General features: G+C 34.2%; 15 protein-coding genes and 1 pseudogene. 13 read left to right on the top strand and 3 right to left on the bottom strand.

Annotated elements, in window-relative coordinates:
- Positions 1-38: 38 nt before the first annotated feature.
- Together AC4BC5_RS03345 and AC4BC5_RS03340 are read right to left on the bottom strand one after the other, a co-directional pair.
- Positions 39-1,772 (bottom strand): preprotein translocase subunit SecA, encoded by a 1,734-nt coding sequence (locus AC4BC5_RS03345; RefSeq protein WP_490496759.1) that lies wholly within the window; start codon positions 1,770-1,772, stop codon positions 39-41.
- Positions 1,773-1,779: 7 nt separating this feature from the next.
- A complete protein-coding gene (locus AC4BC5_RS03340; protein ID WP_490496758.1) occupies positions 1,780-2,250 on the bottom strand; it encodes a hypothetical protein in 471 nt (156 codons plus the stop codon).
- 191 nt (positions 2,251-2,441) lie between these two features.
- On the opposite strand from AC4BC5_RS03340, the gene AC4BC5_RS03335 reads away from it, so the two are divergent.
- From AC4BC5_RS03335 to AC4BC5_RS03280, 12 genes are all read left to right on the top strand, one after another.
- A complete protein-coding gene (locus AC4BC5_RS03335) occupies positions 2,442-3,659 on the top strand; it encodes an accessory Sec system protein translocase subunit SecY2 (protein ID WP_490496757.1) in 1,218 nt (405 codons plus the stop codon).
- Positions 3,660-3,680: 21 nt separating this feature from the next.
- Positions 3,681-5,279 (top strand): accessory Sec system protein Asp1, encoded by a 1,599-nt coding sequence (gene asp1, locus AC4BC5_RS03330; protein WP_490496756.1) that lies wholly within the window; start codon positions 3,681-3,683, stop codon positions 5,277-5,279.
- Positions 5,269-6,855 (top strand): accessory Sec system protein Asp2, encoded by a 1,587-nt coding sequence (gene asp2 / locus AC4BC5_RS03325; protein WP_490496755.1) that lies wholly within the window; start codon positions 5,269-5,271, stop codon positions 6,853-6,855. The genes asp1 and asp2 overlap by 11 nt, the downstream gene beginning before the upstream one ends.
- Positions 6,856-6,875: 20 nt before the next feature.
- Complete coding sequence (gene asp3 / locus AC4BC5_RS03320; RefSeq protein ID WP_490496754.1) at positions 6,876-7,772, top strand: accessory Sec system protein Asp3; 897 nt, start codon at positions 6,876-6,878, stop codon at positions 7,770-7,772.
- Complete coding sequence (locus AC4BC5_RS03315) at positions 7,769-9,208, top strand: glycosyltransferase (RefSeq protein WP_490496753.1); 1,440 nt, start codon at positions 7,769-7,771, stop codon at positions 9,206-9,208. The genes asp3 and AC4BC5_RS03315 overlap by 4 nt, the downstream gene beginning before the upstream one ends.
- Positions 9,198-10,058 (top strand): hypothetical protein, encoded by an 861-nt coding sequence (locus tag AC4BC5_RS03310; protein ID WP_490496752.1) that lies wholly within the window; start codon positions 9,198-9,200, stop codon positions 10,056-10,058. Before AC4BC5_RS03315 ends, AC4BC5_RS03310 begins: the two co-directional genes overlap by 11 nt.
- Complete coding sequence (locus AC4BC5_RS03305) at positions 10,055-10,519, top strand: hypothetical protein (RefSeq protein ID WP_490496751.1); 465 nt, start codon at positions 10,055-10,057, stop codon at positions 10,517-10,519. Before AC4BC5_RS03310 ends, AC4BC5_RS03305 begins: the two co-directional genes overlap by 4 nt.
- Positions 10,520-10,548: 29 nt before the next feature.
- Positions 10,549-10,731: a hypothetical protein gene (locus tag AC4BC5_RS03300; RefSeq protein ID WP_490496750.1), complete on the top strand. Its 183-nt coding sequence runs from the start codon at positions 10,549-10,551 to the stop codon at positions 10,729-10,731.
- A gap of 50 nt (positions 10,732-10,781) precedes the next feature.
- Positions 10,782-11,768, top strand: a complete 987-nt coding sequence (locus tag AC4BC5_RS03295; RefSeq protein ID WP_490496749.1) for a helix-turn-helix domain-containing protein — start codon at positions 10,782-10,784, stop codon at positions 11,766-11,768.
- Positions 11,765-12,775, top strand: coding sequence for a glycosyltransferase (locus AC4BC5_RS03290; protein ID WP_490496748.1), 1,011 nt, complete (start codon positions 11,765-11,767; stop codon positions 12,773-12,775). Before AC4BC5_RS03295 ends, AC4BC5_RS03290 begins: the two co-directional genes overlap by 4 nt.
- Before the next feature lie 5 nt (positions 12,776-12,780).
- Complete coding sequence (locus AC4BC5_RS03285) at positions 12,781-13,155, top strand: hypothetical protein (RefSeq protein WP_490496747.1); 375 nt, start codon at positions 12,781-12,783, stop codon at positions 13,153-13,155.
- Positions 13,156-13,251: 96 nt separating this feature from the next.
- Positions 13,252-14,610, top strand: coding sequence for a hypothetical protein (locus AC4BC5_RS03280; RefSeq protein ID WP_490496746.1), 1,359 nt, complete (start codon positions 13,252-13,254; stop codon positions 14,608-14,610).
- Positions 14,611-15,748: 1,138 nt separating this feature from the next.
- On the opposite strand, the gene AC4BC5_RS03275 is transcribed toward AC4BC5_RS03280, so the two are convergent.
- Entirely contained in the window at positions 15,749-15,931 is a 183-nt protein-coding gene (locus tag AC4BC5_RS03275) for an NAD(P)-binding protein (protein ID WP_490496745.1), read from the bottom strand.
- 251 nt (positions 15,932-16,182) lie between these two features.
- On the opposite strand from AC4BC5_RS03275, the pseudogene AC4BC5_RS03270 reads away from it, so the two are divergent.
- Positions 16,183-25,707: pseudogene (locus AC4BC5_RS03270) on the top strand (pectate lyase-like adhesive domain-containing protein).
- The last annotated feature ends 383 nt before the right edge of the window (positions 25,708-26,090 follow it).

Raw genomic sequence — 26,090 nt, 5'->3', positions numbered from 1 at the left:
AATTTCTTGATTTTTACGATTAGTTTGAGATCTATTAATTAGTTTAGTATATTTTTTTTCTTTAAAGTTTCTTGATCAGATATGCTATTATTATCAATTTTTTCTTTTAGTTCTTCGCGTTTTTTAGAGGCCCATTTTGGAGCACTTTCAATCACAATTTTATCTTCCATGGATACATAAAAAACACTATCACCTGGATCTCCTTGACGACCAGCTCTTCCTCGAAGTTGATTGTCAATACGATCACTAGTCATTCGTTCAGTACCAACGACTAATAGTCCCCCTTTGTTTCTAGCATCCTCTTCTAATTTAATATCAGTACCACGCCCAGCCATAGAAGTGGCGACAGTAACAGCTCCTTTTTTCCCAGCTTCTGAGATAATCCAAGATTCTTTCGACGCGGTGGTAGCGTTTAGTAAATTATGAGGAATACGATTTTTTAATAAGACTAAAGAATATAAGTTAGACATGAAAACAGAACCGGTTTCTATAAGAACAGGCCGCTCGTGATCAAGAGCATTTTTTACAGCATCTAGAGAGGACATAATCTTACCCTGGTTGGTAATGTATACTAAGTCTTTGTGATCTTTCCGTTTAATTGGTTTATTTGTTGGTATTTCAATCACGTCAAGATTATAAGTTTCACGAAATTCTTCTGCATCTGTTTTGGCAGTACCAGTCATTCCAGAGAGAATGTCAAATTTTCTAAATAAATTTTGGTAGGTAATGGATCCCATTGAACGACTTTCTGTGGATATTTTTACTCCCTCTTTTGCTTCCAAAGCTTGATGTAATCCGGCCTGAAGCTTCGTGCCAACTAGTTTTCGTCCATTAGCTTCATCTAACAGTAAAACTTCGTTCTCTTCTACTACATAGTCTTTGTCAACAATCAGCAAATAGTTTGCTCGTAAAGCAATAACTAAATGACGATAAAGGTCTTTCCACTTATCAGAGAGAATTTCTGTTATTCCAAAATAGTTCTCAGCTTTCTTAATTCCTAATCCGGTAAACCAAACATGACGTTTATTTTCGCTAATCATGTAGTCTTCGCTATTGACTAAACTTTTTACAAACCAATCCGATATTTCAAAGAAATTTGATTGAACCTTAGGAGCTCCAGAAATAATAAGAGGGGTTTGAGCCATGTCTAATAAGATGGCGTCAATTTCATCAACAAGAGCAAATTTAAAATTAGTAACATACTGTTCATCAACTGAAACTGCTAAATTATCAAAAAGGTAATCGAATCCTAGTGCACTATGTGTTGTATAAACAATGTCTGAAGAATAAACCTGTTCTTTATCTATTTCTTCTCCTTCATCTTCGTGCTCAGGTACTCCAGCAGCTACAGATAATCCCAACCACCGGTAAACTTTTCCTGTTTCCTTAACATCCCTCAGGGCTAGATAAGCATTGGAAGTGATTAAAAAATTTCCTTTGCCAGTAAGACCGTGTAAATACATTGGCATGGTCGCTGTTAGTGTCTTTCCTTCGCCAGTTTTCATTTCGGCTACATTTCCATAAAATAAGGCAATTGCTCCAATAATTTGAACAAGATATGGTTCCATTCCTAAGACTCTTCGATCAGCTTCAGCTACAACTGCATAAGCTGCTGGAAGTAAATCTTTTATTTTTCGTCCATTGTTTAATTGTTCTCGAAATATTAAGGTTTGATTCTGTAGTTCTGTATCAGTCATTTGTCGATATTCTTTTGATAAATTTTGAATTTTTTTTGCAATTCGAACGTATTTTCGAAATTTTCTAGCTCTCATATCTGTTTCACTGCTCCTCTTTTTTTTCAGTGTTTTCCAGTTTAATAGAAATGAATGAATCTTCCAACGTACTAAAATATTCTTCCATAGCATGATTCCCGTAAAGGGCAAAATAAATTTTACCTTCAGCAGCTTGTAAGTACATTTTTTTTGTAACCTCTAATTTTTTTTTTTGAGTATATTTTATAGGTTCTCCTTTAGAATTAACAAAACTTAGAGTTAGAGTATGTTCTTTAGATATATCCATGTTGTTATAAAAAAAATCTCCGTGATAGATAGAATCGGTAAATTCAGTATCAAAAGGGGTATTTCGTGGTAAACTAACTGCTTTTAGTTCAAGTTTGGGTTCTTCGTCTTCATCTATAAAAGAACTCTCTGAAGAACTTTCGGGAGCAATATTATCAACATTTTCATTTAAAAAAAAGATGCCACCAATAAGAAGTAATAGTGGCAGTAATATTTGCATTATTCTTTTCATAACTAACGCCTTTCGATAATAATTTATAAATTAACTGATATTAAAATAATAGCATTAGAGAGATGAATCTTTATTTTTATTTTTTTGCAAAAACGAAAAAATAAAAATAAAACAAAAAACTTAGATATAGTATATTTAAAGTAGTTTTTTTGTTAATTCAAAGTAATAATTGTTAGAAAGTTAGGAGAAAAATGAAAAATCAAATAGAATTAATCAAACGAATAACAATTAGTTTGGCACTACTACTGGTGGTAGAAATTGGAAAAAATATCAATATCCCTTTTTTTGTGATTGAACAAAATCAAGAAAGTACTTCAGAAACAATTTTAAGTTTTTTAGGTGCAGCAACAGGTGGTGGTTTTGATGTTCCAAATCTGTTTTCTTTAGGCATGGGGCCATATATGACGGCATTAATTATTTGGACTACAATTACCATGGTTGATTCAGAAAAAATCAAAAACTTCTCTGCCAAACAGTCGGGTTATATTCAACGTTTATTAACTCTCATAATAGCGATTATTCAAAGCATCGCTCTTGTTTTTAAATTTGAACCTACAATTGTTCCTATTAAAAATTCAGGGACTTCGGTTTCACTACTTGTGCTAATTTCCATTTTAATCTTAGTAAGCGGTGGATTGATGGTTTCTTGGCTTGCTGATTTAAATATAGAAAACGGAATTGGCGGACAAAGTCTGTTTGTCTTGCCAGGACTAATGTCTAATATTCCAGGTATGTTGATTTCGGGTCAAACTGAGTCAATTCGTTTAAATTCAAGTTTTTTTATTGGATTAGCTTTGGTGACATTTATTTTCATTTGTGTAACATTATTTCTTTATAATGCAGAGTATCGTATAAAAATTGAACGAACTGGAATAGACAGTCGTTTCAATAATTCGTATATACCTATTCGAATGTTGCCTGCGGGCGCTATGCCATTTATGTTTGCAGTGACTATTTTTTCTATGCCACAGTTATTTTTACTTAATGAAAATTTAACGGATACTGCTTTTTCTAACTTTATAACAATTTTCTTTTCTTTCAATAGTATACAGGGTGTATTAACTTACGGAGCAATTTTGTATGGTTTGGGATATGGATTTTCATTTATTAATGTCCGGCCTTCTGATATTGCAAAAAATTTGAAAGAAACGGGGGATTACATTTTGGATGTCGTACCAGGTGAGCAAACGGAAAAGTATATTTTCAAACGGTTATCTATGGTTTCTTTGATTGGAAATAGTTATCTTGTTGTGGTTTCGGTTATCCCATTGCTAGTGGGACTTAATCAACCGATTATTTCTAATATAGCCTTCTATTTTGGAAGTATTTTTATGTTACTTATTATCTTAGAAAGTATTACCAATGAAGTTCAGTTTATTTTTTCTAGAAGAACTTATAGTATTTTTTAAAATGAAAGAGGAGTGCTTTAAATGAATTATTTTTTTCCAGATTGGAAGAAGAATAGTATTTATCTGGAAAGAGATGCCATGATGAATATTGTAAAACTTTTTGAAGAAAACGAAGAAGATTTTACTGTTGTTATAATAAATCACATTCCTTTTTTGAGATATCAACTGCATGAGTTTGGGATTAATATTGAACAAATAATTTCTCTGTTCGATAAAATGCAAAATATTCGAGTGAAGGATGGTTTTCCACTAGATATTGACGATTTGTTTATTCCACCCCAAATAGAAAAAGTTTATACACCATTTGGAATTTCATTAGTTGAAGATGGTCGCTCTAGAGGTAATGTTACCTTTAATCGTTACGGATTTATAGAAGAAATCACTTTAATTGAAGAGATGCAAAAAAAACGTTTTATTTTGGATGACAGAGGTTTTATTTCAGCAAAGCTCTTTTTTAATGAGAGAAATGAACTTGATAAAAAGTTATATTTGAATGAACTTGGTGAAATAACTGCAATTGAATACATGATAAAAAATCCTCGAATTGAGATTATAAATTATAAAAAAAGAGGCTTTCAAAAAAATGTTTATCAAAATATGAATGAAATTCTTACTGAGTTAATTGAAAATTTCAAACAGACTACAACCAAACAGGATCACATTATTAGCATTGCAGATAGCCGAAATTTAGAAATAATTAAAGAAAACAATTCAAAAAATAAAATTATTCGCGTGGTTACAGATTTTAAACATGTAGACAAACATAATGACAAATTAATTCAAAGTATCCTGTCTGGAAATTCGATTGTGGTAACAGATGATACTAAGAAAACGAAGAAGATACTTAAACTAATGGGCGATATTGAAAGTTTAGATGTTGATAAAATAAAAAAAATTCCTTTTTATGCAACTAATCTTCAATTAGGAATGAGTAATTCTATTGCTCAATTAGTGATGTACTGGTATGTAGGACAGTTGGATAATGAAAACAAAAAAATACATGAACATTTATTGGAAAAGATTATAAGTAATTTCAAGTATGACTTAATTATTGAGGTATCTAGTTTTGAAGATGAGAAGCTGTTGAGGGAGATTCAAAAGGAAACCATTGATGATTATTTTGCAATTGATAGTGAGTCAGAAGATTTCCAAAAGGTTTGGGATTATTTTGAAGCAAAAAAAGAGAAAAAACTTTTTAAACAAGATGAAGAAGCCGTAGAAGAACTACGAAAAAGTAAAAATTGGCGTCAATTAGTAGATGCTATAGAAGCCTATTCTCGGATAAAGTTTAGAGTAGCCCCAACTATTTCAAAAATAAAAAATGATTTTCAAAATACGAGACTCTATTTGGATTTAACTCTTGAAACAGATACCCAAAAGCAAGCATTGGCAGTTAGCGCAGGAATTCCACAAATTGTCCGTACGAAAACGGATTATATTAAGGATACAATTAATGGAAAAATCATTAAATCCATTGATGAATTAGACGAAACAATCTCATTTTATCTAGATAACTTGAGTAGTTGGAATCAGTCATTAGTGGACAATATTGAATTTATTGAGAAATTCAGTGTTGAAAATGTTATTGAAGAATGGAGAAATATATTATATGGCTCGTAAAAAAGATATAAAAATTTTTCATATTGCTAATATTCCTTTAAGTGAACCTTCTTTATTATCATCTCAATTTGTGTACCAGTGGATCTCTCCAAACTATGATTTTATTGAGGATGAAGGTGATATGCAAATTTTTATAAACAGTAAATACAATAAAAAATTACATTCGGCCATTTTTATCTTTGAAAATGAATCGCCTATTTTAGAGAATGTATCATTGATAGCTCAACTCCCTGCTTATCAAATTTTTTATTTAAGCGATTTGACGATACCTAAACCAGTACAGAGAATTTTAGACTTAAAAGGATCTTATGTATGTGATGTCATAGACGATAATTTTTATGAATTTATCAATAAACAATTTTCTGCGAGGCAACTTGGATTTAAACTTTCAATGAATCATATGAAATTGTCTACTGATATTCCGTTGAAAGTTGAAAAATCAGGAAATGCTATGTGCCATATTGAGACTAAGTTGACAGATCAATTTCAACAAGTTGTTTCTTGGAAAATGACAAATTTAATCAATCAAAGAGAACGCATGGCTTTCTATGCAGAAATTAGACAAGAAGGAACAGATGCTGAGTTGAAGATGAAAATCAATTTGATTAAAGAAAATACCAATGAAATAGTAGAAGTTATTGATATATCACATGAAAGTTTGTTAAGTAAAGAAGTCCAATACTTTGAAAGTTCGGATTGCAATGCTTATATTAATGTTACTTTGTTTGCTAGGGGAAACGATGTAGATTTGACAATCGGTCAAATTCATATTAGACGTGCAATGGCAGATGAAAGTATTATGATTCCTGGTGGAAAAAGAATTTGTGATGAGAAGCATTTATCAGATGAAGTCATTTACTATTTTAACCCGGGAGATCTAAAGCCACCGTTAGCGGTCTATTTTTCAGGGTACCGTTCTGCCGAGGGTTTTGAAGGGCGAGGAATGATGGGAAGTATGGGTTGTCCCTTTATTCTGATTGGTGATCCAAGGCTGGAAGGTGGCAATTTTTATTTAGGAAGTTCAGATTTTGAACAAAAAATTGTTGACATTATTTTAGAAAAATTAAAACTTCTGAATTTTAAAACTTCCGATTTGATTTTATCTGGTTTGTCTATGGGAACATTTGGTGCATTATATTATGCCAGCGATTTAACTCCGAATAGTGTGATTGTAGGTAAACCACTGACAAATCTAGGAACGATTGCTTTAAATGAGAGAATTCTTCGACCTACTGGTTTTCCAACATCTTTAGACATGATGAAGTATAACCAAGGGTCAATTACGCAAGAAGCAGCAGAAAAATTGGACAATCGTTTTTGGAATAAGTTTAAAAAAGGACATTATGAACAAACTACCTTTGCAATCGCGTATATGAAACAGGACGACTATGATATAAACGCATTTCCAATGTTATTTGATTTTTTTAAAACGTCTTTTCCAACGACGAGAGTGTTATACAAAGGAATGATAGGGCGTCATAATGATGATAGTTCAAGTATTAACAAATGGTTTCTTAAGCAATACAGAAATATTCTTGTGAACACGTTTAATCGAGATATTAACCGTATTTTATAAAAGCACAGTGAGGTATATACATGAAAAATGTTTATCACATAAAATGGGGAAATGATTTTAATGATAATTATAATTATGGTGCGACAATTTCATTTGATGAAGAGGGAGTAATATCTTATTCATCTCCTTTAATGCCACCAGGAATTGGTATAAAAACTTGGTATTCTAAGACTGTATACCATGTGAGCCGAAAGTCGCCAATGCTTCCTTTGTTAACTCCTGGGAAAAAATATGAATTGTATCTTCAAGCAAAATTTGATAATCCAGATGCTATTCAACTAGTAATCGTTTTTTTTGATAAAGATGGTTTTTTTGTAGAAAAAAGCATTATAGATGATGACCATGGGGAGTTTATTTTTCCGGAGATGGCAACAGATTATCAGATTCAACTAGTTAATAAAAAGCATAAAGAAATAATTTTTAAAGAGTTGATAGTGTTTGAGGCTGGGACCTTAGAAATACATGAAATTGAATCACTCTCAAATGAAATGTATTTCACAAGAGAGAAGGAAAGTAATCCAAAATCACGAGTTTTGAATATTTACTTAGGGCAAATAAATAGGAATGTGATTACTATCCCATTAAATATATTTGATGATAACTTGTTTGTTTTTCCGAATAAAACCATTGGTACATATGAATCTCTGCTAATGAAAATTTTGGATCAGATATTTGTTAAAGCATCAAAACAAACGGTGATTAATATCAGTAAAGGCAAAAACTTTCAAGGGCTATTGGATACTCAGTATCAAAGTATATTGCCTGTTCTCAGGAGGTTATTTTCGCTAACGGAGATGTCAGATACTTTGACACAGACAAATTTAAAATCACTGAAAGAACAGAATGAATTAAATAGAAAGGCTATTGAAGCGTTACAAATGTACTATCAAAAGAAAAGGACAGGGGAGTTAGCATGAATTTTTTTATTAATAAGGCAATGGGAATTGGAAATTCTGGTGTAGAACATGCACAATTTTATCGAGCGAAAAGATTTGATCAAGCAAATCTCCCATACAAATATGTATTTACTGAACTAGTAAAAAATCTTCATGAGGCTATGGATGTATGGAATTTGCCAGCCAATAAAGTTATTTCGATGTGGGAATTTTTTGTATTGGAAGGTAAGTATTTGCAAGAAGGAGCTAAAAAAAGTTTCAACTATTCGCAAGAAATCATTATTGATCAAACAAATACACATAGATTAAAAGAAACAATTACATCTTCTGGTCTAAGGATTATTGAACATCTAGAAAAATCTCCAAGTAAAAAAAGAGAGAATATGTTACTTGTTTCAGACTATCAAGTCGAAATATTTAATCATCAAACACAAAAAAGAAAAATTACTTTTAGTTATAACGATGACCCAAATAGGGGGAGAGTTATGACAAATATCCACTTATTTGATTTTCAAGGAAAACACCGTTTTTTTAGGAATGAAGTATTATTTCAACGCTTTTTCTTTAAAGTACTTGTCGAAGCTTTTCCAAATACAAATTCTTTTATTATTGATAGAGGGGAAGAAAGTGAAGCGGCTTTGTTTGGTCATTTTTCTAAAGATATTAAGTTAATTGAAATTGTACATGCGGATCATCTGTCAGATAGAGATGTTCTCTCAGTCCCATTATGGAACAACTATTATGAGTATGCTTTCACTCACTTAAATCAAGTAGATAGAGTGGTTGTAGCTACAGAACTACAAAGAAAAGATTTATTGGTAGACTTCCCTGATGAGGCTTACAAATTTGTGGCTATCCCTGTTGGCGGTATTCGAGATAATGAAAATGTAGAGTTACCAACCGTGAAACAGCAACCAACAAAGTTTATTACTGTTTCTCGACTTGCATCAGAAAAACACATTGATATTGTGGTTCGAGCAATTGTTAATGCTCAAAAAAAATATCCAAATATTTCTTTAGATATTTATGGGCAAGGAGGCGAAGAAGTGATGCTGAATAAACTAATTAAAGAATTAAATGCCGAAGAATTTATTCATATGAAAGGTCATTCCCACGCTATAAATGAGGTTTATCCAGAATACGATGTTTTTCTCTCAGGTTCTTATTCAGAAGGATTTGGTCTTACCTATATAGAAGCTTTGAACGCTGGATTACCTGTTGTAACGTTCAAAGCTCGATTCGGTGCAATAGAATTAATCAAAGATGGGGTAAATGGTTTTTTAAAAGATTTTTCAAAAAAAGATGCGGAATATAGTGAAAAGCAACTGACTGAAGGAATTTTTCAAATTTTAGAATCGGACTTTACTTCTATCGCAAAAAATACACGAACTTCGGTTCAATCTTTTCAAGATTCAATCATCGCACAGAAATGGAGTGATTTAATTAATGGATTATGAATTAGTTACGGTCATTAGACCTAATAATTTAAATTGGGATACACAGAAAGATCGATTAAAAAAAGGTGGAAGAGTCTTGTCAATTTCACCAAGTCCTGATTTTTATGACTTATTGAAAAAAGAACAAGTCGAAGGTTTTAATCTATTAGATATGTTGACAGGACGTAGTTATTCAAATGATAAATTTTTATTTTTCAATCAAATTCCCACTGTTTTCTGTGCAGAAATTTTTATGAATGAGAATCGTTCAATTTCAATTATTTCTGATGGAGATGAAATTGGTCGAGTGGTTCTTTATCCAAACACTCGAAGGCATGTAAAAGAGGTACAGTATTTAAATATTGATGGAACAAAAAACTATATTGAAGAATATGCATCAGACGGAAAATTATTTTCAACGATGTTTTTCTTTAACAATCAAGTACAAGAAATCGATTTTTATAATAATCAACAAATTCCAGTAGTAACGTATTTCTTTTATAACGATAATTTAAATTTAATTACTTTAAGAGATGCTGAAGATGGTAAGGTGATTAAAAAATTTAATAACCTTCTAGACTTTATTCGTCAAACATTAGCGGATTTTCTGACGGCACAGGATTCAGTTTCAATTACATATCTAGGAATGGAATTACTTGCTTTAAAAGATACCAAGTCAGTTAATACATTTTATTTAGAAGAATCTCCTTTTAATGAAAAAGGTGAAGTGAAGGGAAATTTATTAAGTATCTTAAACAACGAGATAGATTATATTCAAACCGTGGTTATGGGTAAAGAACATTTTGAACAACTAAAAATTAAAAAAATTTGCTTAGATAAAGTAATCATTAAAGAGGAGATAGAGTCATGAAAAATAAAAGTGCAAAAGAATTGTTAGATAGTATCGGTCAACTATTAAATGAGAATCATTGGTCAATTATGTCTTACGAACGAGATAAAAAAGACGCTCAAGTATTATATGAACAGTACAAGGAAGCTGTAAACGAAATGATCATAATCAATAATCAGTTAAAATTATCTTTATCTGGAGATAACCAAGAGATAGATATTTCTGCTATTAAAAATTTGCGTAATAACTTTGATAAATATAATAAAATTCAACAAAAAAAATACACAGATTTAATGACTATTTATCAAACGTTGGTTGTGTCGTTTGAAATAGAAAAAAAGATTATTCGTGAATATTTTGTTCTTGAAACAGATCAAGTTTTAGATCAAATTAAACAAGATTCAAATCTTCAAGAAGTTGAAGAACTACAACAAATGAGCGACTCTTTAATTTCAGAATTTAATAATATTCAGGAACAATAGATAGAAAGTATACGAAGAGAGGTTTTTCTGTGAAAAAAAGTCAATTAGAAAATAGTATTCAAGAAAAATTTGAAATTGAACAAAAAAATATTCATGAATCTCCTATTGAAAAGAAAAAAGGAAAAACGTTAAGAATTATACTTTCTATGATAATGTCGTCGGTGATTATAGGCTCTTTAATCTATTCACTTCTGGATGTATTACCAAAGTAATTGTTATGGTTATTAATCATTGTAAATCGATTTGAAAAAGGAATGAAAACATGGAAACAAAAATTTTAAGTGTTAGTAGATTAAAAAGAGTAGTTAATCCTGAGCTGAAAATTCCTCAAACATCTATGGTAGCAGTTAGCATTGAACGTGAAAAAATCGAAGAAATTCGAAAAGATAAAGGTATATCTGTAAAGAGCTTTGAGAAAAAAATAGGATTATCTAGATCACGTTATTATCGATGGTTACAATATGAAAATGATTTACCGATGGAATTTGTTATTGGTATAAAAAAAATGTTAACTATTTCAGATAAAGAATTTATGGAATTGTTTGTTACATCCACAGATGAACAGTTACAAATGTTAAGTGTGTTAGTATATTCTTCGTTATCATCAGAAAAAGATATGTTTAGTACATTTTTAAAAGTTCGCAAAGAGTTAGAAAAGTTCAGGATTTCGTCGGATGATAATTACATGTATAAAGTAATGCTTGCGTATACTGATGTAGTATTTGAGTGTATGAATCATCGTACGCCCTCTAAAAGTTTGAAACAGGTTGAAACTTATTTTTTAAACACGGATTTTTTCACTTTGTTTGACACTATTCTGTATTTAGCCACTTTACAAGTGAAACAAATATATCAATTGGAATCTACCTCTTTGGAAAAACAAATTATTTTATTAGAAAAGAATTTGCTGAAAAAAATTAATAAAACAGACTCAGTTGAACTACGATGTATTTTATTGGCTGAAGTCCTCGATTTAACAAGATGTTTAGTTGAATTAGATCAAGTAGATCGTGCATATGAATTTATCAAACAAGGATCGGATCTAATTGGGGAAAAATGGAAATTGGAAAGCTATGATCAAACAATATTAAAGCTGATAAAATATGTATTACTAAAAAAGGATATTAACACAGATGATCAAGTTTTAGCTATTTTTAGAAAAAATTTAAAAGAAGCAGCTTGGTGTTTACCATCAGACGAAATTTCATATTTAGAGACTTTTTTACTTGAGGAGTTGATAGTGGTTTGAAAAGATGGGTGACCAATATTGTAGAGTCCGTTGCGCTAGATTCTGTGTTCAAAGCTAGAACGGATATTTTAAAAATTGCTAATGGGATGGATTATGATCCGATATATATTTACCGTTATTTTGATGAAAACGAAAATGATTACGCATTGAATTCAAGAATTGATGGTATTACTTCAGGAGTTAAAGAACAAGATATTTTGGTATATCAGTATCCAACATATAACGGATATCATTTTGATTATGCTTTTATCAGTCGTATGAAACAACGGAATATACGAACTGTTCTTCTTTTACATGATGTTGAAATGTTACGTGGCGATATTGATTTTGACGAGGTATCTCTATTTAATCAATCAGAGTTGTTAATCGTTCATGGAGAACGAATGAAAGCAGAATTATCCCATAGAGGGGTAACGACTCCGATGGTGTTGAAACCATTGTTTGATTATCTATACGAAAATCAATCTGAAGAAAATGAAAAAAAACAGGATAAAACCATTGTTTTTGCAGGTAATTTAGACAAGACAGAATTTGTTCGAGACTGGCCAAATAAAACAAAAATTGTAGTTTTTGGTAATAAAGGTTCATATGAGCTATCAACAAATGTGGATTTTCGGGGCGGTTTTGAACAGGATGAGTTGATTCGTAAAATACCTAAAGACAGCTTTGGTTTAGCATGGGATGATAAACTTGATAACGGAGCAAATTATCAACAGTATACACAATACAATGCACCGCATAAGGTGTCTTTGTATCTTTCTTTAGGGTTACCAGTAATTGTTTGGAAACAAGCTGCAGTAGCCCAGCTTGTTTCCAATTCAGGCTTAGGACTAGTTATAGAATCGATAGATGAAATAGATCAGGCATTGAAAAATTTAACAGAAGATGAGCTGATGCAGTTCAAGCAAAATACAGTTAGTTTCAGTAAATTATTGCGGGCGGGAATTTTTACTCGATCGGCGTTGATTGAAGCGGAGGTGAAAATCCTCTTAGATGAAGGGATGTAAATATTTTGGAAGAACAATCAATATCAGAAGCTATAGATATTCCTACTCAACTGGATCAATTAAAAAAATTATTAGCTGAAGTTAACAAATTAGTAGCACAAAAAGATAATAAAACAATATCACTAAAAGAATATATTACTACATTAGAAGATGAGCCAATTAGCTATAAAGATTTAATTGATGTAAGAGTAAAAATACAAGAAATCAGTAAAAAAACATATGAAATAAAAATCAAATGTAAAGAATGCAGACAGCTGATGAAATGTTTGAGTGATGCTAGATGCATGGTAAGTGAAGTACAACGATTAGAAGAATCAATTGAAGAAAACACACAACTAATTAAAAAATTATCAATAGAAATGCTTGATGATGTGAATTGAGAGTCTCAAGCTCAGAGAATTTAAGAGCGATTAGAAGAAGGCCTAAACTATGATTTTTAAAGTTTTCATAAATTAATAAAAGTAAGGAGAATTTTTGTGAAGAAAATAATTGCATTGGATATTGATGAATTTCGGGTTGGTGTTTCTGGCCAAAACTATAAAAAAATATTGAGTTCGCTTTACTCTACAGTAAAACGAAATAATTGGAAATCCCTTTTATATAGAGGGAAAAAACAAAATAATGATCAAAATATTCAGGGAAAAAGAATTTTATTGTCAAATAAACAGGAACCCATAAATTGGGGGTTTGATCAATTGTACAGTCGCAGGAAGGAAGCGTATCAGTCTTTTGGAAGTCAGATCCTTCAACTAGACAGTGCGATAGCCTTAGATTTTGTTGAATATGTATTATCTTATCTAGCTGCAGATAATAGTTTATTATTTGAACAAGAGGATAATAAGTTGCATTGTTCGTTGTGTATAGGAGTGGGTACGGAAAATCTAGATCAATTGGAAGAATTTGAAAAACTGTATTTACATGAATTTAAATCGAATGTGGATGGAATCGATTTTACCATTATAATTGACTCAATAAAAATTATTCCTAAGTCTTTAGCTGCAATTTTAGAGAAAGAGGCAAATGATTCTAAGCCAGTATTTGGTGATGGAACAGTTTTAGAAGGACTAAATTACGTAGTTGATGTGAATGATCATTATATTAATTGCGATATATATGATAATGGAGAGTTGATAAAAAATGAACAAATTTATGAAGGGCTTTATGAACTTTCGGATAAGATTGTTAAAGAATATACCACAAGTCTTTTAAAGCAAAATTTAAGACCGTTTCACATTGACAGAGAAATGGTTTATAACATGATTGTTAATACTCAAAAACGTGATCCTTTTATTATTACTATCAATGGAAACCAAGCTGTAAATTTAACTGAATTAGTTCATGCTGAATTTATTGAAGAAACACAAAAAGTTCTGGCTTATCTTAATAATGATTATGATGTACGATACGCCGATGCTATTTTAATTCGTGATATTTCCGCAGAGGTATTGAAAGAGGACAGCATTAATGCATATTTAAACACATTTGGTATGCAGTGTAGAAAGTTTAATAATAAAAGTGCTCTAGGAATGTATCTTTTTGGCGAAGTTTTCTGGAATGATACCTTTCTCAGCGAAGAAAAAATGGCAGTTGCGGAAGAGCTTAACCAAGAAACATCTTCTATTAATGATGCGGAGAAAGCTACAGAAAACGTTTCGATTGAGGAAAATCAAGAAGAAAATCAATATGCTGTTACGCAAATTACCGAGGATGATCAATCGATGGTGACTGAGAAATCAGAACAAGACTTCGCTGATGACGAGGAATTATTCTCTCCAGAGAGTATTCTTCAAGAGCAATCAGAGCTGTTGAAACTTTTAGCTAACGAACAGGAATGAGCTTAAATTGAATACTGCACATGAAAAAACGCAATTGCTTATTGTGTAACAAGAAACGACATCTAACTAACTGCACTATCAGTAGCATCGGTCATTAATAATTACAAGGCGTCAAATATTTTAGATATGCTGATTATTGTGGAAAATGTAAAAGCAATTGATATGCAAATAATAAGACAGTTACCATAGACTTAAAAAAGAAATATCAATATCTGCTTTTGGTAGCTACCAGAAGAAATAGAAAAATTAAACATTATAAATTATAAATGTGCAAGATATCCTGAAATTACTTATGGAAACTGTTTATTCTGTCTTACTTTCCTTACTATGGCAAGATTTTGTACTTAGAAAATGATTCGATTATTTGTGAAAATGTGGGAAATTTATTTTCATCGGTTTCAAATACTCATGTACGTGTCAATAGTTTTGCGGTAGAAATATTTTACCATTGATTTTGTCAGATATTTTGACCTTATTTTTGTTTTTAACCTTTGTACGGTGTACTTGACAACGAGCCTCCGTCTTTGGATGGCCTGCTGTAAAAAAACGCTTCACCATGGATGCATCAGGCGAACCATTGTTATCCAAAGACGCTCATTATCAAGTGTTCGCAAGCCATCTTAAGCTTTTGACCTTTGTTTAGTATTGATTTGAAAAAAACTGCGCTAGTTTACTCGATTTTTCTCTCCCGACACTTTTCACCTGATAGGCACCTATATGTGCTTCTTCCTTATTCCATTTTTTAGAAGTCGCTACTCGTACAGCGACTTGTTCTTGTTTTTTTTCTGTTAATGAAAGACTTGGCGACAAATCGGAAAGAAATCACGCATTGAGCTCTTGATTCTTTAAGCTGGCAATGATTCGAAGCGTTCCTTTGAGTAGCTTATGGTAAATATCGGTTCCTACTAAAGAGATCGTTTGCTCTTTTAAATTCTCTAGACGTTTATTATTTAAATGTGCTTTTTGTTAATTAATTATCTCTTGTGTCTCTTGAGGCGTACTAGTACTTGTTCGCCATAACTGATAGAAAGTATCCATGTTGAAGAGAAGATTGTAAATTTCGTCATTATAGTCTGCAATGTATGAATTGGTAAAATGATTAAATGCAGAAAATTGGCGAACATAATCCCAAACGTCCTTATTCGAGGTATGAAATATATCTATCTATACATATGAATGCCAATTTCTTCAATCTTTTAGCATAAATATTTTCCGAAATATAATCTTTTTTTTCGATAATTGTTATGTGATATCCCTTCTTTGCTGCCTCATGAACTAATACGGATCCAAAAAGTTCTGCTCCAACGATTAAATAATCCATTAAAACTCCTATTTATAATTAACTATCTACATAAATGCAAAAATTCTAGAAATTTTTTTTGAGTGATTACTGTATTTACAGTAATAGTCTACATTTTTATTTTAATATAATAAATTCCTTTCCTCTTTTTTGTCCCAATATTGAGACAAAATGCAGATTGAATTAGGTTTATGACATAATAAAAATATCCTCAAGATAATTTGTTTGATGGATAAAAGAATAAATGAAGAAAGGGGAGACATCTACGCGTAATGAGTAAGAAAAATAATTACAAAAAGTTACTGCAATCCGATAAAAGTGAACGCTATAGAATGTATAAAAGTGGGAAACAATGGATGTTTGCAACAATCACATCTTTTGCTGGGATTGCTGGAATTAGTGCCTTACCGATGACAACAGTTCATGCAGATGAAATTGGGTCTCAGTTTGATGCAAGTAAAGAAGCAAACACTGAAAATGTATTGGCAAATCAAAGTTCTACGAAGATTCCTCCCGCGTCAGATTTGAAAAGTGAACGGGGTTCAGAATCTGACAGCAATATTGAATCTGAGAGTCTAACGGAATCAGAAAGCCAAACGGAATCAGAAAGTCAAACAGAATTAGAAAGCCAAACGGAATCAGAAAGTCAAACAGAATCAGAAAGTGTACTTGAATCTACTAGTTTAACGGAATCAGAAAGTCAAACGGATTCAAATAATTCTGTTTCAGAGAGTCTTTCTACTAGCGCAATGTTTTCACAAAGTCTATCAGAATCACAAGGTATCTCAGATTCAGAAAGTGTTTCAATTTCCGAGAGTACAAGCGATTCTAAAAGTGTTTCAATTTCCGAGAGTACAAGCGATTCTAAAAGTACGTCAATGTCTTTGAGTACATCTGCCTTATTGAGTGAATCTTTATCAGAGGTAAAGAATACTTCACAATCTACAAGCTTGAAAAAGGTAAAACAGGATTTAGTTGAAAGTAATCGAACTGAATCTAAGAAAGCACAAGAGTTGTTTGATACGCTAGTTCCAGGTAGATTGGAGGCAAAAGTTGATAAGTCAACCAACACATTAGATTTGGTTGTTAAAGATGGCTCATCTCCAAGAACGTCCTTAATCAGGGCAGCTCAAAAATATGCCAGTGCCAATAATTTAATTGCTAATTTTGTTATTACAACACAAGCTGGCAAAACTGTTAGAATTAACGTTTCTTCCGATCCAGATATTGGTCGTGAAGAATTTGAAGAAGCAATTAATGGTGGCGATAAAGCGAAAACACCGACTAGTGTAAATATTAAAGCGTCAGATCAAGTAACCAATAAAGAACAATACAAACAAAATGCAATTGCTAATGGTACGTATGCGGCAGTTAATGATTGGGCTAGTTTAAAAGCAGCTTATGGCAATCAGTCCATAACATACATTGAAGTAACTTCTAATATCAATGCGGCTGAAAACGTAGCGACACGAGATTTAGGGTGGCGAACAAACAGTATCATCATCGATGGTGGTGGTTATCGAGTAAATATGGCGGGTGCTGCCTTTAACGTGGGAAATTCTTCTACTACTCGTGGATCAATTTTTACTATTACTGATATTGACTTAGTTCATTGGCAATCGGGTACTGCTTCTGGGAACACCACTGCTGCTGATGCAGTCATTGATAGTAGGACTGGTGCAGGTGGTTATGGTTATTGGCACTATAATATTAATAACGTAACACTTGAAGGTAGAGATGGAGTCAATGGTAGTAGTCAAGCGTATCAACCACGTAGATTGTTAGATGCGGAAGATAGCCAAGTAACCTTGTCCGGTAGAGTTGTTGCCAATGTAAAGCAAGAGATGATGCAAATTGGTCAAGTTGATATCGTTGATGGCGCTCATGTTGAATTAAATCGCACAGTTGGAACAACAGGTTATTCAATGTTTTATTTCATGGGTATCCGTGGTAATAATCGTGCAGACACAGGATATGCACATACCTTTACAGTTGGTGATGGTGCTACAATTCATGCTAACGAGTTAAGTACCTATAGTAGTAATAACTATCCATTAGTCTATTATGGATTCAGTAGTATGAAAGTTGGCGACGATGTTACTTGGAAGCAAGACGGTTTCCAAAGAATTGTCGATACATCTAGATTTGCGGGTGGGACTGTTTCAATCTCAGGTAGACAAGTAACATTTGGTCAAAATCTTAATATGGCGGCTACTCGATTGGTGGATACTGATGCGTTTAATATTACAAATAGTGCGACAGTGACCTTTAATGCGGGAACAGTTTTAAATTTAGAACAATGGTCTGACGGTGACGTTGTTAATATCTCATCTGGTTCAACTATTCGCTTTATTTCACCTCGTGCCTTACACATTGCTCGTATGAATAATAGTGGTCAACCTGTTGGTGGAAGAATTTTTGATATTACAGGTGCTGGTCAATTTATTATGAACAATTCTTCTATTTCTACCTGGCAAGGAGGAAATTCCTCTACTAGCAATCCTTCAGGTGATCGTAATCTGAAATTTAGAGAAATGAGAATTGGTTCAAGTGGCACGACAATTACTGATACTGCTGGGAACGTATCTACTTCCAATATTGTTGATGGTTCTACACGTGAATTACAAACGGTAGCTATTCCTCCGGGTAGCATAAAAGTTAATTATGTAGACCAATATGGAAATGTTCTTAGAACAGTTGATGTACCTATTGATGAAGAACAAAACTTCATTGGTGAGTATATAGACTTCCGTAATATTGAATATGCCAATAATCAAATGCCGCCTAACTATATGTGGGCAATTGATAAACAAGTACCGGCTTCAGCCATTGGAGATGCACAAAGTGGTGGTGATAGTACGACGGATGCCGATAATGGAGATGCTTTCGGACAAGTAACTGTCGGTATTGTACCGATGGAAGGAGACGAGTATACATACAATATCTATGTATATGGGACTCCTAACAATAACATACAATATCAATACGTTGATGCCAAAACTGGTCAAGTAATTTCTGGTGAATATGTGGATGCTGGTCAAGAAGCAGCAGGAACCGATTTACCTTCTGCTAACTACGGTAATGTGATTGATTGGTCAGATGATTATTACACCTTTACTAACTTACCAAAAGGCTTCCATTTTGCAACTGGCAATTCCTTAAATGGTAATACGCAACCGGGACAAATGACTGTTGGTACAGAGTCAAGCGTAACAACCATTTATGTTGAAGCTGATTTACAAACAGTAAACATTAATTTCAAGACTTATGATGGACGACCATTAGACAATACTCAACCAAGTAGTATTACAATTGATGGATCTTCAAATTTAGAAATTAGCTATGCTGATTTAATTAAGGACCATCTAAATCAAAATGGTTACTATGCGGAAGATGGTACGTTTATCTTTGATAATACGCATAATGCAGGAAATGATTATGATACTGAGATTCAAGAAATTACAATTACTTTATATCCGTCTTATCAAGATGCTGGTGTAATTAGTGATAATCAACCAACTGTTGATCCAGGAACTGGAGAGTCATTTGAACAACTTCCTAGTAATGTAGATGGCAGTGGCAGATTTGGTTCTTCGGGTGTTTCTCACGGAACTATTGATTTAGGGGTAACGGATGCAGATTTAGCTAGAAATGGATTTATATATACAGTAACAGGTCCTGATGGTGTGGTCTACAATACTTTAGCTGATGCTTTGAGCAACAATTCGATTTTTGATGCAACCAATAATGGTTCAGCTTCAAGTGATAGTTCTACTCAAGCATTTAAAGTTACTTATGAAGCAGATCCAGAATCCCTATCTACTTCAGAATCTCTTTCTGAAAGTCAATCAGTTTCAGACTCAGAATCAGAATCTATTTCGAATTCAGATAGTGAGTCTATTTCGAATTCTGATTCAGACTCCGTATCAGATAGTGAGTCTATTTCGAACTCTGATTCAGACTCTGTGTCAGATAGTGAATCAATCTCAACTTCTGATTCGTTAAGTGATTCCGAATCATTGTCCTTATCAGAATCTTTATCAGATTCGGTTTCTATTTCAGATAGTGAATCAATTTCTATTTCAGATAGCGAATCAATTTCTAATTCGATAAGTGAGTCAGAGTCAATTTCAACTTCAACTAGCATTTCAGATTCGAACTCTGAAGCAAATAATAATGAATCAGAAGCAGAATCAATCTCAACTTCGATTAGCGAAAGCGAATCAACTTCATTAAGTGATTCTGAATCAGAATCATTAAGTTTGTCAGAATCAATTAGTGAGTCAATTTCGTTAAGTGATTCAGAAAGCTTATCAGGCTCAGAAAGTTTGTCAGAATCGATTAGTGAGTCAACTTCATTAAGTGATTCGACATCTGTGTCTTTATCAGATAGCGACTCCTTATCAGATAGCGTATCAGCATCTGAATCATTGTCATTATCAGTAAGTGTATCAGATTCAGATTCCGAAAGTGATAGTTTGAGTGACAGCGTGTCTATTTCCGATTCATTAAGTGATAGTGCAAGTGATTCCGAAAGTGAATCATTATCAGATTCGATTAGTGACTCTTTATCATTATCCGAATCATTAAGCTTGTCAGAATCAATTAGTGAGTCAACTTCATTAAGTGGTTCAACATCTGTGTCTTTATCAGATAGCGACTCCTTATCAGATAGCGTATCAGCATCTGAATCATTGTCATTATCAGTAAGTGTATCAGATTCAGATTCCGAAAGTGATAGTTTGAGTGACAGCGTGTCTATTTCCGATTCATTAAGTGATAGTACAAGTGATTCCGAAAGTGAATCATTATCAGATTCGATTAGTGACTCTTTATCATTATCCGAATCATTAAGCTTGTCAGAATCAATTAGTGAGTCAACTTCATTAAGTGGTTCAACATCTGTGTCTTTATCAGATAGCGTATCAGCATCTGAATCATTGTCATTATCAGTAAGTGTGTCGGATTCAGATTCCGAAAGTAATAGTTTGAGTGATAGCGTGTCTATTTCCGATTCATCATCAGAAAGTATGAGCGTATCCAACTCAGACTCAGTAAGTACAAGTACGTCAGTGAGTGATTCATCGTCATTGAGCACAAGCATTTCTGAATCGATCAGTGCAAGTGATTCAGCAAGCTATAGTGGTTCAACAAGTGCCAGCGTAAGCGAAAGTACAAGTTTGAGCACATCACTAAGTGATTCATCGTCATTGAGCACAAGCATCTCTGTATCAATCAGTGCAAGTGATTCAGCAAGCTATAGTGGTTCAACAAGTGCCAGCGTAAGCGAAAGTACAAGTTTGAGCACATCACTAAGTGATTCATCGTCAGAAAGTACAAGCGTATCTAACTCAGACTCAGCAAGTACAAGTACGTCAGTGAGTGGTTCGTCCTCATTGAGCACAAGCATTTCTGAATCGATTAGTGCAAGTGATTCAGCAAGCTATAGTGGTTCAACAAGTGTCAGCGTGAGCGAAAGTACAAGTTTGAGCACATCACTAAGTGATTCATCGTCATTGAGCACAAGCATTTCTGAATCGATTAGTGCAAGTGATTCAGCAAGCTATAGTGGTTCAACAAGTGCCAGCGTGAGCGAAAGTACAAGTTTGAGCACATCACTAAGTGATTCATCGTCATTGAGCACAAGCATCTCTGGATCAATCAGTGCAAGTGATTCAGCAAGCTATAGTGGTTCAACAAGTGCCAGCGTGAGCGAAAGTACAAGTTTGAGCACATCACTAAGTGATTCATCGTCATTGAGCACAAGCATCTCTGGATCAATCAGTGCAAGTGATTCAGCAAGCTATAGTGGTTCAACAAGTGTTAGCGTAAGCGAAAGCACAAGTACAAGTACGTCAGTGAGTGATTCGTCCTCATTGAGCACAAGCATTTCTGAATCGATTAGTGCAAGTGAATCAGCAAGCTATAGTGGTTCAACAAGTGTTAGCGTGAGCGAAAGTACAAGTTTGAGCACATCACTAAGTGATTCGTCGTCAGAAAGTACAAGCGTATCTAACTCAGACTCAGCAAGTACAAGTACGTCAGTGAGTGGTTCGTCCTCATTGAGCACAAGCATTTCTGAATCGATTAGTGCAAGTGATTCAGCAAGCTATAGTGGTTCAACAAGTGCCAGCGTAAGCGAAAGTACAAGTTTGAGCACATCACTAAGTGATTCATCGTCAGCAAGTACAAGCGTATCTAACTCAGACTCAGCAAGTACAAGTACGTCAGTGAGTGATTCGTCGTCATTGAGCACAAGCATTTCTGAATCGATTAGTGCAAGTGAATCAGCAAGCTATAGTGGTTCAACAAGTGTTAGCGTAAGCGAAAGCACAAGTACAAGTACGTCAGTGAGTGATTCATCGTCATTGAGCACAAGTATTTCTGGATCGATTAGTGCAAGTGATTCAGCAAGCTATAGTGGTTCAACAAGTGCCAGCGTAAGCGAAAGTACAAGTTTGAGCACATCACTAAGTGATTCATCGTCAGAAAGTACAAGCGTATCTAACTCAGACTCAGCAAGTACAAGTACGTCAGTGAGTGGTTCGTCCTCATTGAGCACAAGCATTTCTGAATCGATTAGTGCAAGTGATTCAGCAAGCTATAGTGGTTCAACAAGTGCCAGCGTAAGCGAAAGTACAAGTTTGAGCACATCACTAAGTGATTCATCGTCAGAAAGTACAAGCGTATCTAACTCAGACTCAGCAAGTACAAGTACGTCAGTGAGTGGTTCGTCCTCATTGAGCACAAGCATTTCTGAATCGATTAGTGCAAGTGAATCAGCAAGCTATAGTGGTTCAACAAGTGCCAGCGTAAGCGAAAGTACAAGTTTGAGCACATCACTAAGTGATTCATCGTCAGAAAGTACAAGCGTATCTAACTCAGACTCAGCAAGTACAAGTACGTCAGTGAGTGGTTCGTCCTCATTGAGCACAAGCATTTCTGAATCGATCAGTGCAAGTGATTCAGCAAGCTATAGTGGTTCAACAAGTGCCAGCGTGAGCGAAAGTACAAGTTTGAGCACATCACTAAGTGATTCATCGTCATTGAGCACAAGCATTTCTGAATCGATTAGTGCAAGTGATTCAGCAAGCTATAGTGGTTCAACAAGTGCCAGCGTGAGCGAAAGTACAAGTTTGAGCACATCACTAAGTGATTCATCGTCATTGAGCACAAGCATCTCTGGATCAATCAGTGCAAGTGATTCAGCAAGCTATAGTGATTCAACAAGTGCCAGCGTGAGCGAAAGTACAAGTTTGAGCACATCACTAAGTGATTCATCGTCATTGAGCACAAGCATCTCTGGATCAATCAGTGCAAGTGAATCAGCAAGCTATAGTGGTTCAACAAGTGCTAGCGTAAGCGAAAGCACAAGTACAAGTACGTCAGTGAGTGATTCATCGTCATTGAGCACAAGCATTTCTGAATCAATCAGTGCAAGTGATTCAGCAAGCTATAGTGGTTCAACAAGTGCCAGCGTGAGCGAAAGTACAAGTTTGAGCACATCACTAAGTGATTCATCGTCATTGAGCACAAGCATCTCTGGATCAATCAGTGCAAGTGAATCAGCAAGCTATAGTGGTTCAACAAGTGCCAGCGTAAGCGAAAGTACAAGTTTGAGCACATCACTAAGTGATTCATCGTCAGAAAGTACAAGCGTATCTAACTCAGACTCAGCAAGTACAAGTACGTCAGTGAGTGGTTCGTCCTCATTGAGTACAAGCATTTCTGAATCAATCAGTGCAAGTGATTCAGCAAGTTATAGTGGTTCAACAAGTGCCAGTGTGAGCGAAAGTACAAGTTTGAGCACATCACTAAGTGATTCATCGTAAGAAAGTACAAGCGTATCTAACTCAGACTCAGCAAGTACAAGTACGTCAGTGAGTGGTTCGTCCTCATTGAGCACAAGCATTTCTGAATCGATCAGTGCAAGTGATTCAGCAAGCTATAGTGGTTCAACAAGTGCCAGCGTGAGCGAAAGTACAAGTTTGAGCACATCACTAAGTGATTCATCGTCATTGAGCACAAGCATTTCTGGATCAATCAGTGCAAGTGAATCAGCAAGCTATAGTGGTTCAACAAGTGCTAGCGTAAGCGAAAGCACAAGTACAAGTACGTCAGTGAGTGATTCATCGTCATTGAGCACAAGCATTTCTGAATCAATCAGTGCAAGTGAATCAGCAAGCTATAGTGGTTCAACAAGTGCCAGCGTAAGCGAAAGTACAAGTTTGAGCACATCACTAAGTGATTCATCGTCAGAAAGTACAAGCGTATCTAACTCAGACTCAGCAAGTACAAGTACGTCAGTGAGTGGTTCGTCCTCATTGAGCACAAGCATTTCTGAATCGATCAGTGCAAGTGAATCAGCAAGCTATAGTGGTTCAACAAGTGCCAGCGTAAGCGAAAGCACAAGCACAAGTACGTCAGTGAGTGATTCATCGTCATTGAGCACAAGCATTTCTGAATCGATCAGTGCAAGTGATTCAGCAAGCTATAGTGGTTCAACAAGTGCCAGCGTGAGCGAAAGTACAAGTTTGAGCACATCACTAAGTGATTCATCGTCAGAAAGTACAAGCGTATCTAACTCAGACTCAGCAAGTACAAGTACGTCAGTGAGTGATTCATCGTCATTGAGCACAAGCATTTCTGAATCGATTAGTGCAAGTGAATCAGCAAGCTATAGTGGTTCAACAAGTGCCAGCGTAAGCGAAAGCACAAGTACAAGCACATCGGTGAGTGACTCAGTAGCAAATGAAAGTACAAGCTATAGTAGCAGTACAAGTGCTAGTGTAAGTGAAAGTACAAGTACAAGCACATCAGTGAGTGACTCAGCAGCAAATGAAAGTACAAGCTATAGTAGTAGTACAAGTGCTAGTGTAAGTGAAAGTACCAGTGTAAGCACGTCGCTAAGTGATTCATCATCAGAAAGTACGAGCGTATCTAACTCAGATTCAGTAAGTACAAGCACATCGGTGAGTGACTCAGTAGCAAATGAAAGTACAAGCTATAGTAGCAGTACAAGTGCTAGTGTAAGTGAAAGCACAAGTACAAGTACGTCAGTGAGTGATTCGTCCTCATTGAGCACAAGCATTTCTGGATCAATCAGTGCAAGTGAATCAGCAAGCTATAGTGGTTCAACAAGTGCCAGCGTAAGCGAAAGCACAAGTACAAGCACATCAGTGAGTGATTCGTCCTCATTGAGCACAAGCATTTCTGGATCAATCAGTGCAAGTGAATCAGCAAGCTATAGTGGTTCAACAAGTGCCAGCTTAAGCGAAAGCACAAGTACAAGTACGTCAGTGAGTGATTCATCATCAGAAAGTACGAGCGTATCTAACTCAGATTCAACAAGTACCTCTATGAGCTCATCAGATTCTATGAGCACAAGTGAAAGTACTAGTGGTATTAATTCACATATTGTTAGTGAGTATCATAGCAATAGCACGTCAGAGAGCATCTCGGAAAGTACGTCAGAAAGTATCTCAGTATCAAGTTCACAATCAACAAGTGCAATTGGATCTACTTCGCAAAGTACGTCAGAAAGTATCTCAGTATCAAATTCACAGTCAACAAGTGCGATTGGATCTACTTCACAAAGTACGTCAAGTAATAATTCTACTTCAGAGATACCAAGAGAAAAACAAAATACTAATGGGATTTCAGGCGGTAGACCTTCGAATGGAAGTGTTCTTCCGAAAACTGGAGATTCTAATGGATTACAAATGTCATTAGTTGGATGGGGTACGGTTCTTACTACCTTAGCTTTGATGAAGAAAAAAGATGAGAAATCAGAATAGATTGTCACTTCAGAATTATTTTTGATTGTTTATCGAAATAATAAAAGAGAATTGAAGATTTCTTCAATTCTCTTAGAAATAAACCGAATCAAACTCTCGATTATAAAGTTTTATGTACTCCTTATATAGGACATTGTCCTATATAAGGAGTATTTTTTATGTTAAAAGTAATTGCTATCCGTTGCTTATAAAGTGCCTATACACCACCATATTGAAACTAATTTATCAATTACAACAAGTAATAAGTCTAGGTGCTAATGATCTGAAAAATAAACAGAAAGAATATCACTATAATATATTTCCCTTTGTATCGTAAAACTAAAAAGTCAGTTATAGTCATAATAACTTTAGATCATTGTAAAACTAATACAATCTTCCAATAA

The organism is Enterococcus sp. AMC2644, from assembly GCF_058216475.1.
The sequence above is the reverse complement of the archived record's forward strand: the minus strand, read 5'-3'. Positions and strand labels throughout refer to the sequence as shown.

Excerpts from the sequence above, each read along its gene's own strand:
- AC4BC5_RS03305 (WP_490496751.1), top strand. The coding sequence starts at position 10,055 with ATGAAAAATAAAAGTGCAAAAGAATTGTTAGATAGTATCGGTCAACTA.
- asp1 (WP_490496756.1), top strand. The coding sequence starts at position 3,681 with ATGAATTATTTTTTTCCAGATTGGAAGAAGAATAGTATTTATCTGGAA.
- AC4BC5_RS03345 (WP_490496759.1), bottom strand. The coding sequence starts at position 1,772 with ATGAGAGCTAGAAAATTTCGAAAATACGTTCGAATTGCAAAAAAAATT.
- AC4BC5_RS03275 (WP_490496745.1), bottom strand. The coding sequence starts at position 15,931 with ATGGATTATTTAATCGTTGGAGCAGAACTTTTTGGATCCGTATTAGTT.
- AC4BC5_RS03315 (WP_490496753.1), top strand. The coding sequence starts at position 7,769 with ATGAATTTTTTTATTAATAAGGCAATGGGAATTGGAAATTCTGGTGTA.
- AC4BC5_RS03310 (WP_490496752.1), top strand. The coding sequence starts at position 9,198 with ATGGATTATGAATTAGTTACGGTCATTAGACCTAATAATTTAAATTGG.
- AC4BC5_RS03335 (WP_490496757.1), top strand. The coding sequence starts at position 2,442 with ATGAAAAATCAAATAGAATTAATCAAACGAATAACAATTAGTTTGGCA.
- asp2 (WP_490496755.1), top strand. The coding sequence starts at position 5,269 with ATGGCTCGTAAAAAAGATATAAAAATTTTTCATATTGCTAATATTCCT.
- AC4BC5_RS03295 (WP_490496749.1), top strand. The coding sequence starts at position 10,782 with ATGGAAACAAAAATTTTAAGTGTTAGTAGATTAAAAAGAGTAGTTAAT.
- asp3 (WP_490496754.1), top strand. The coding sequence starts at position 6,876 with ATGAAAAATGTTTATCACATAAAATGGGGAAATGATTTTAATGATAAT.
- AC4BC5_RS03340 (WP_490496758.1), bottom strand. The coding sequence starts at position 2,250 with ATGAAAAGAATAATGCAAATATTACTGCCACTATTACTTCTTATTGGT.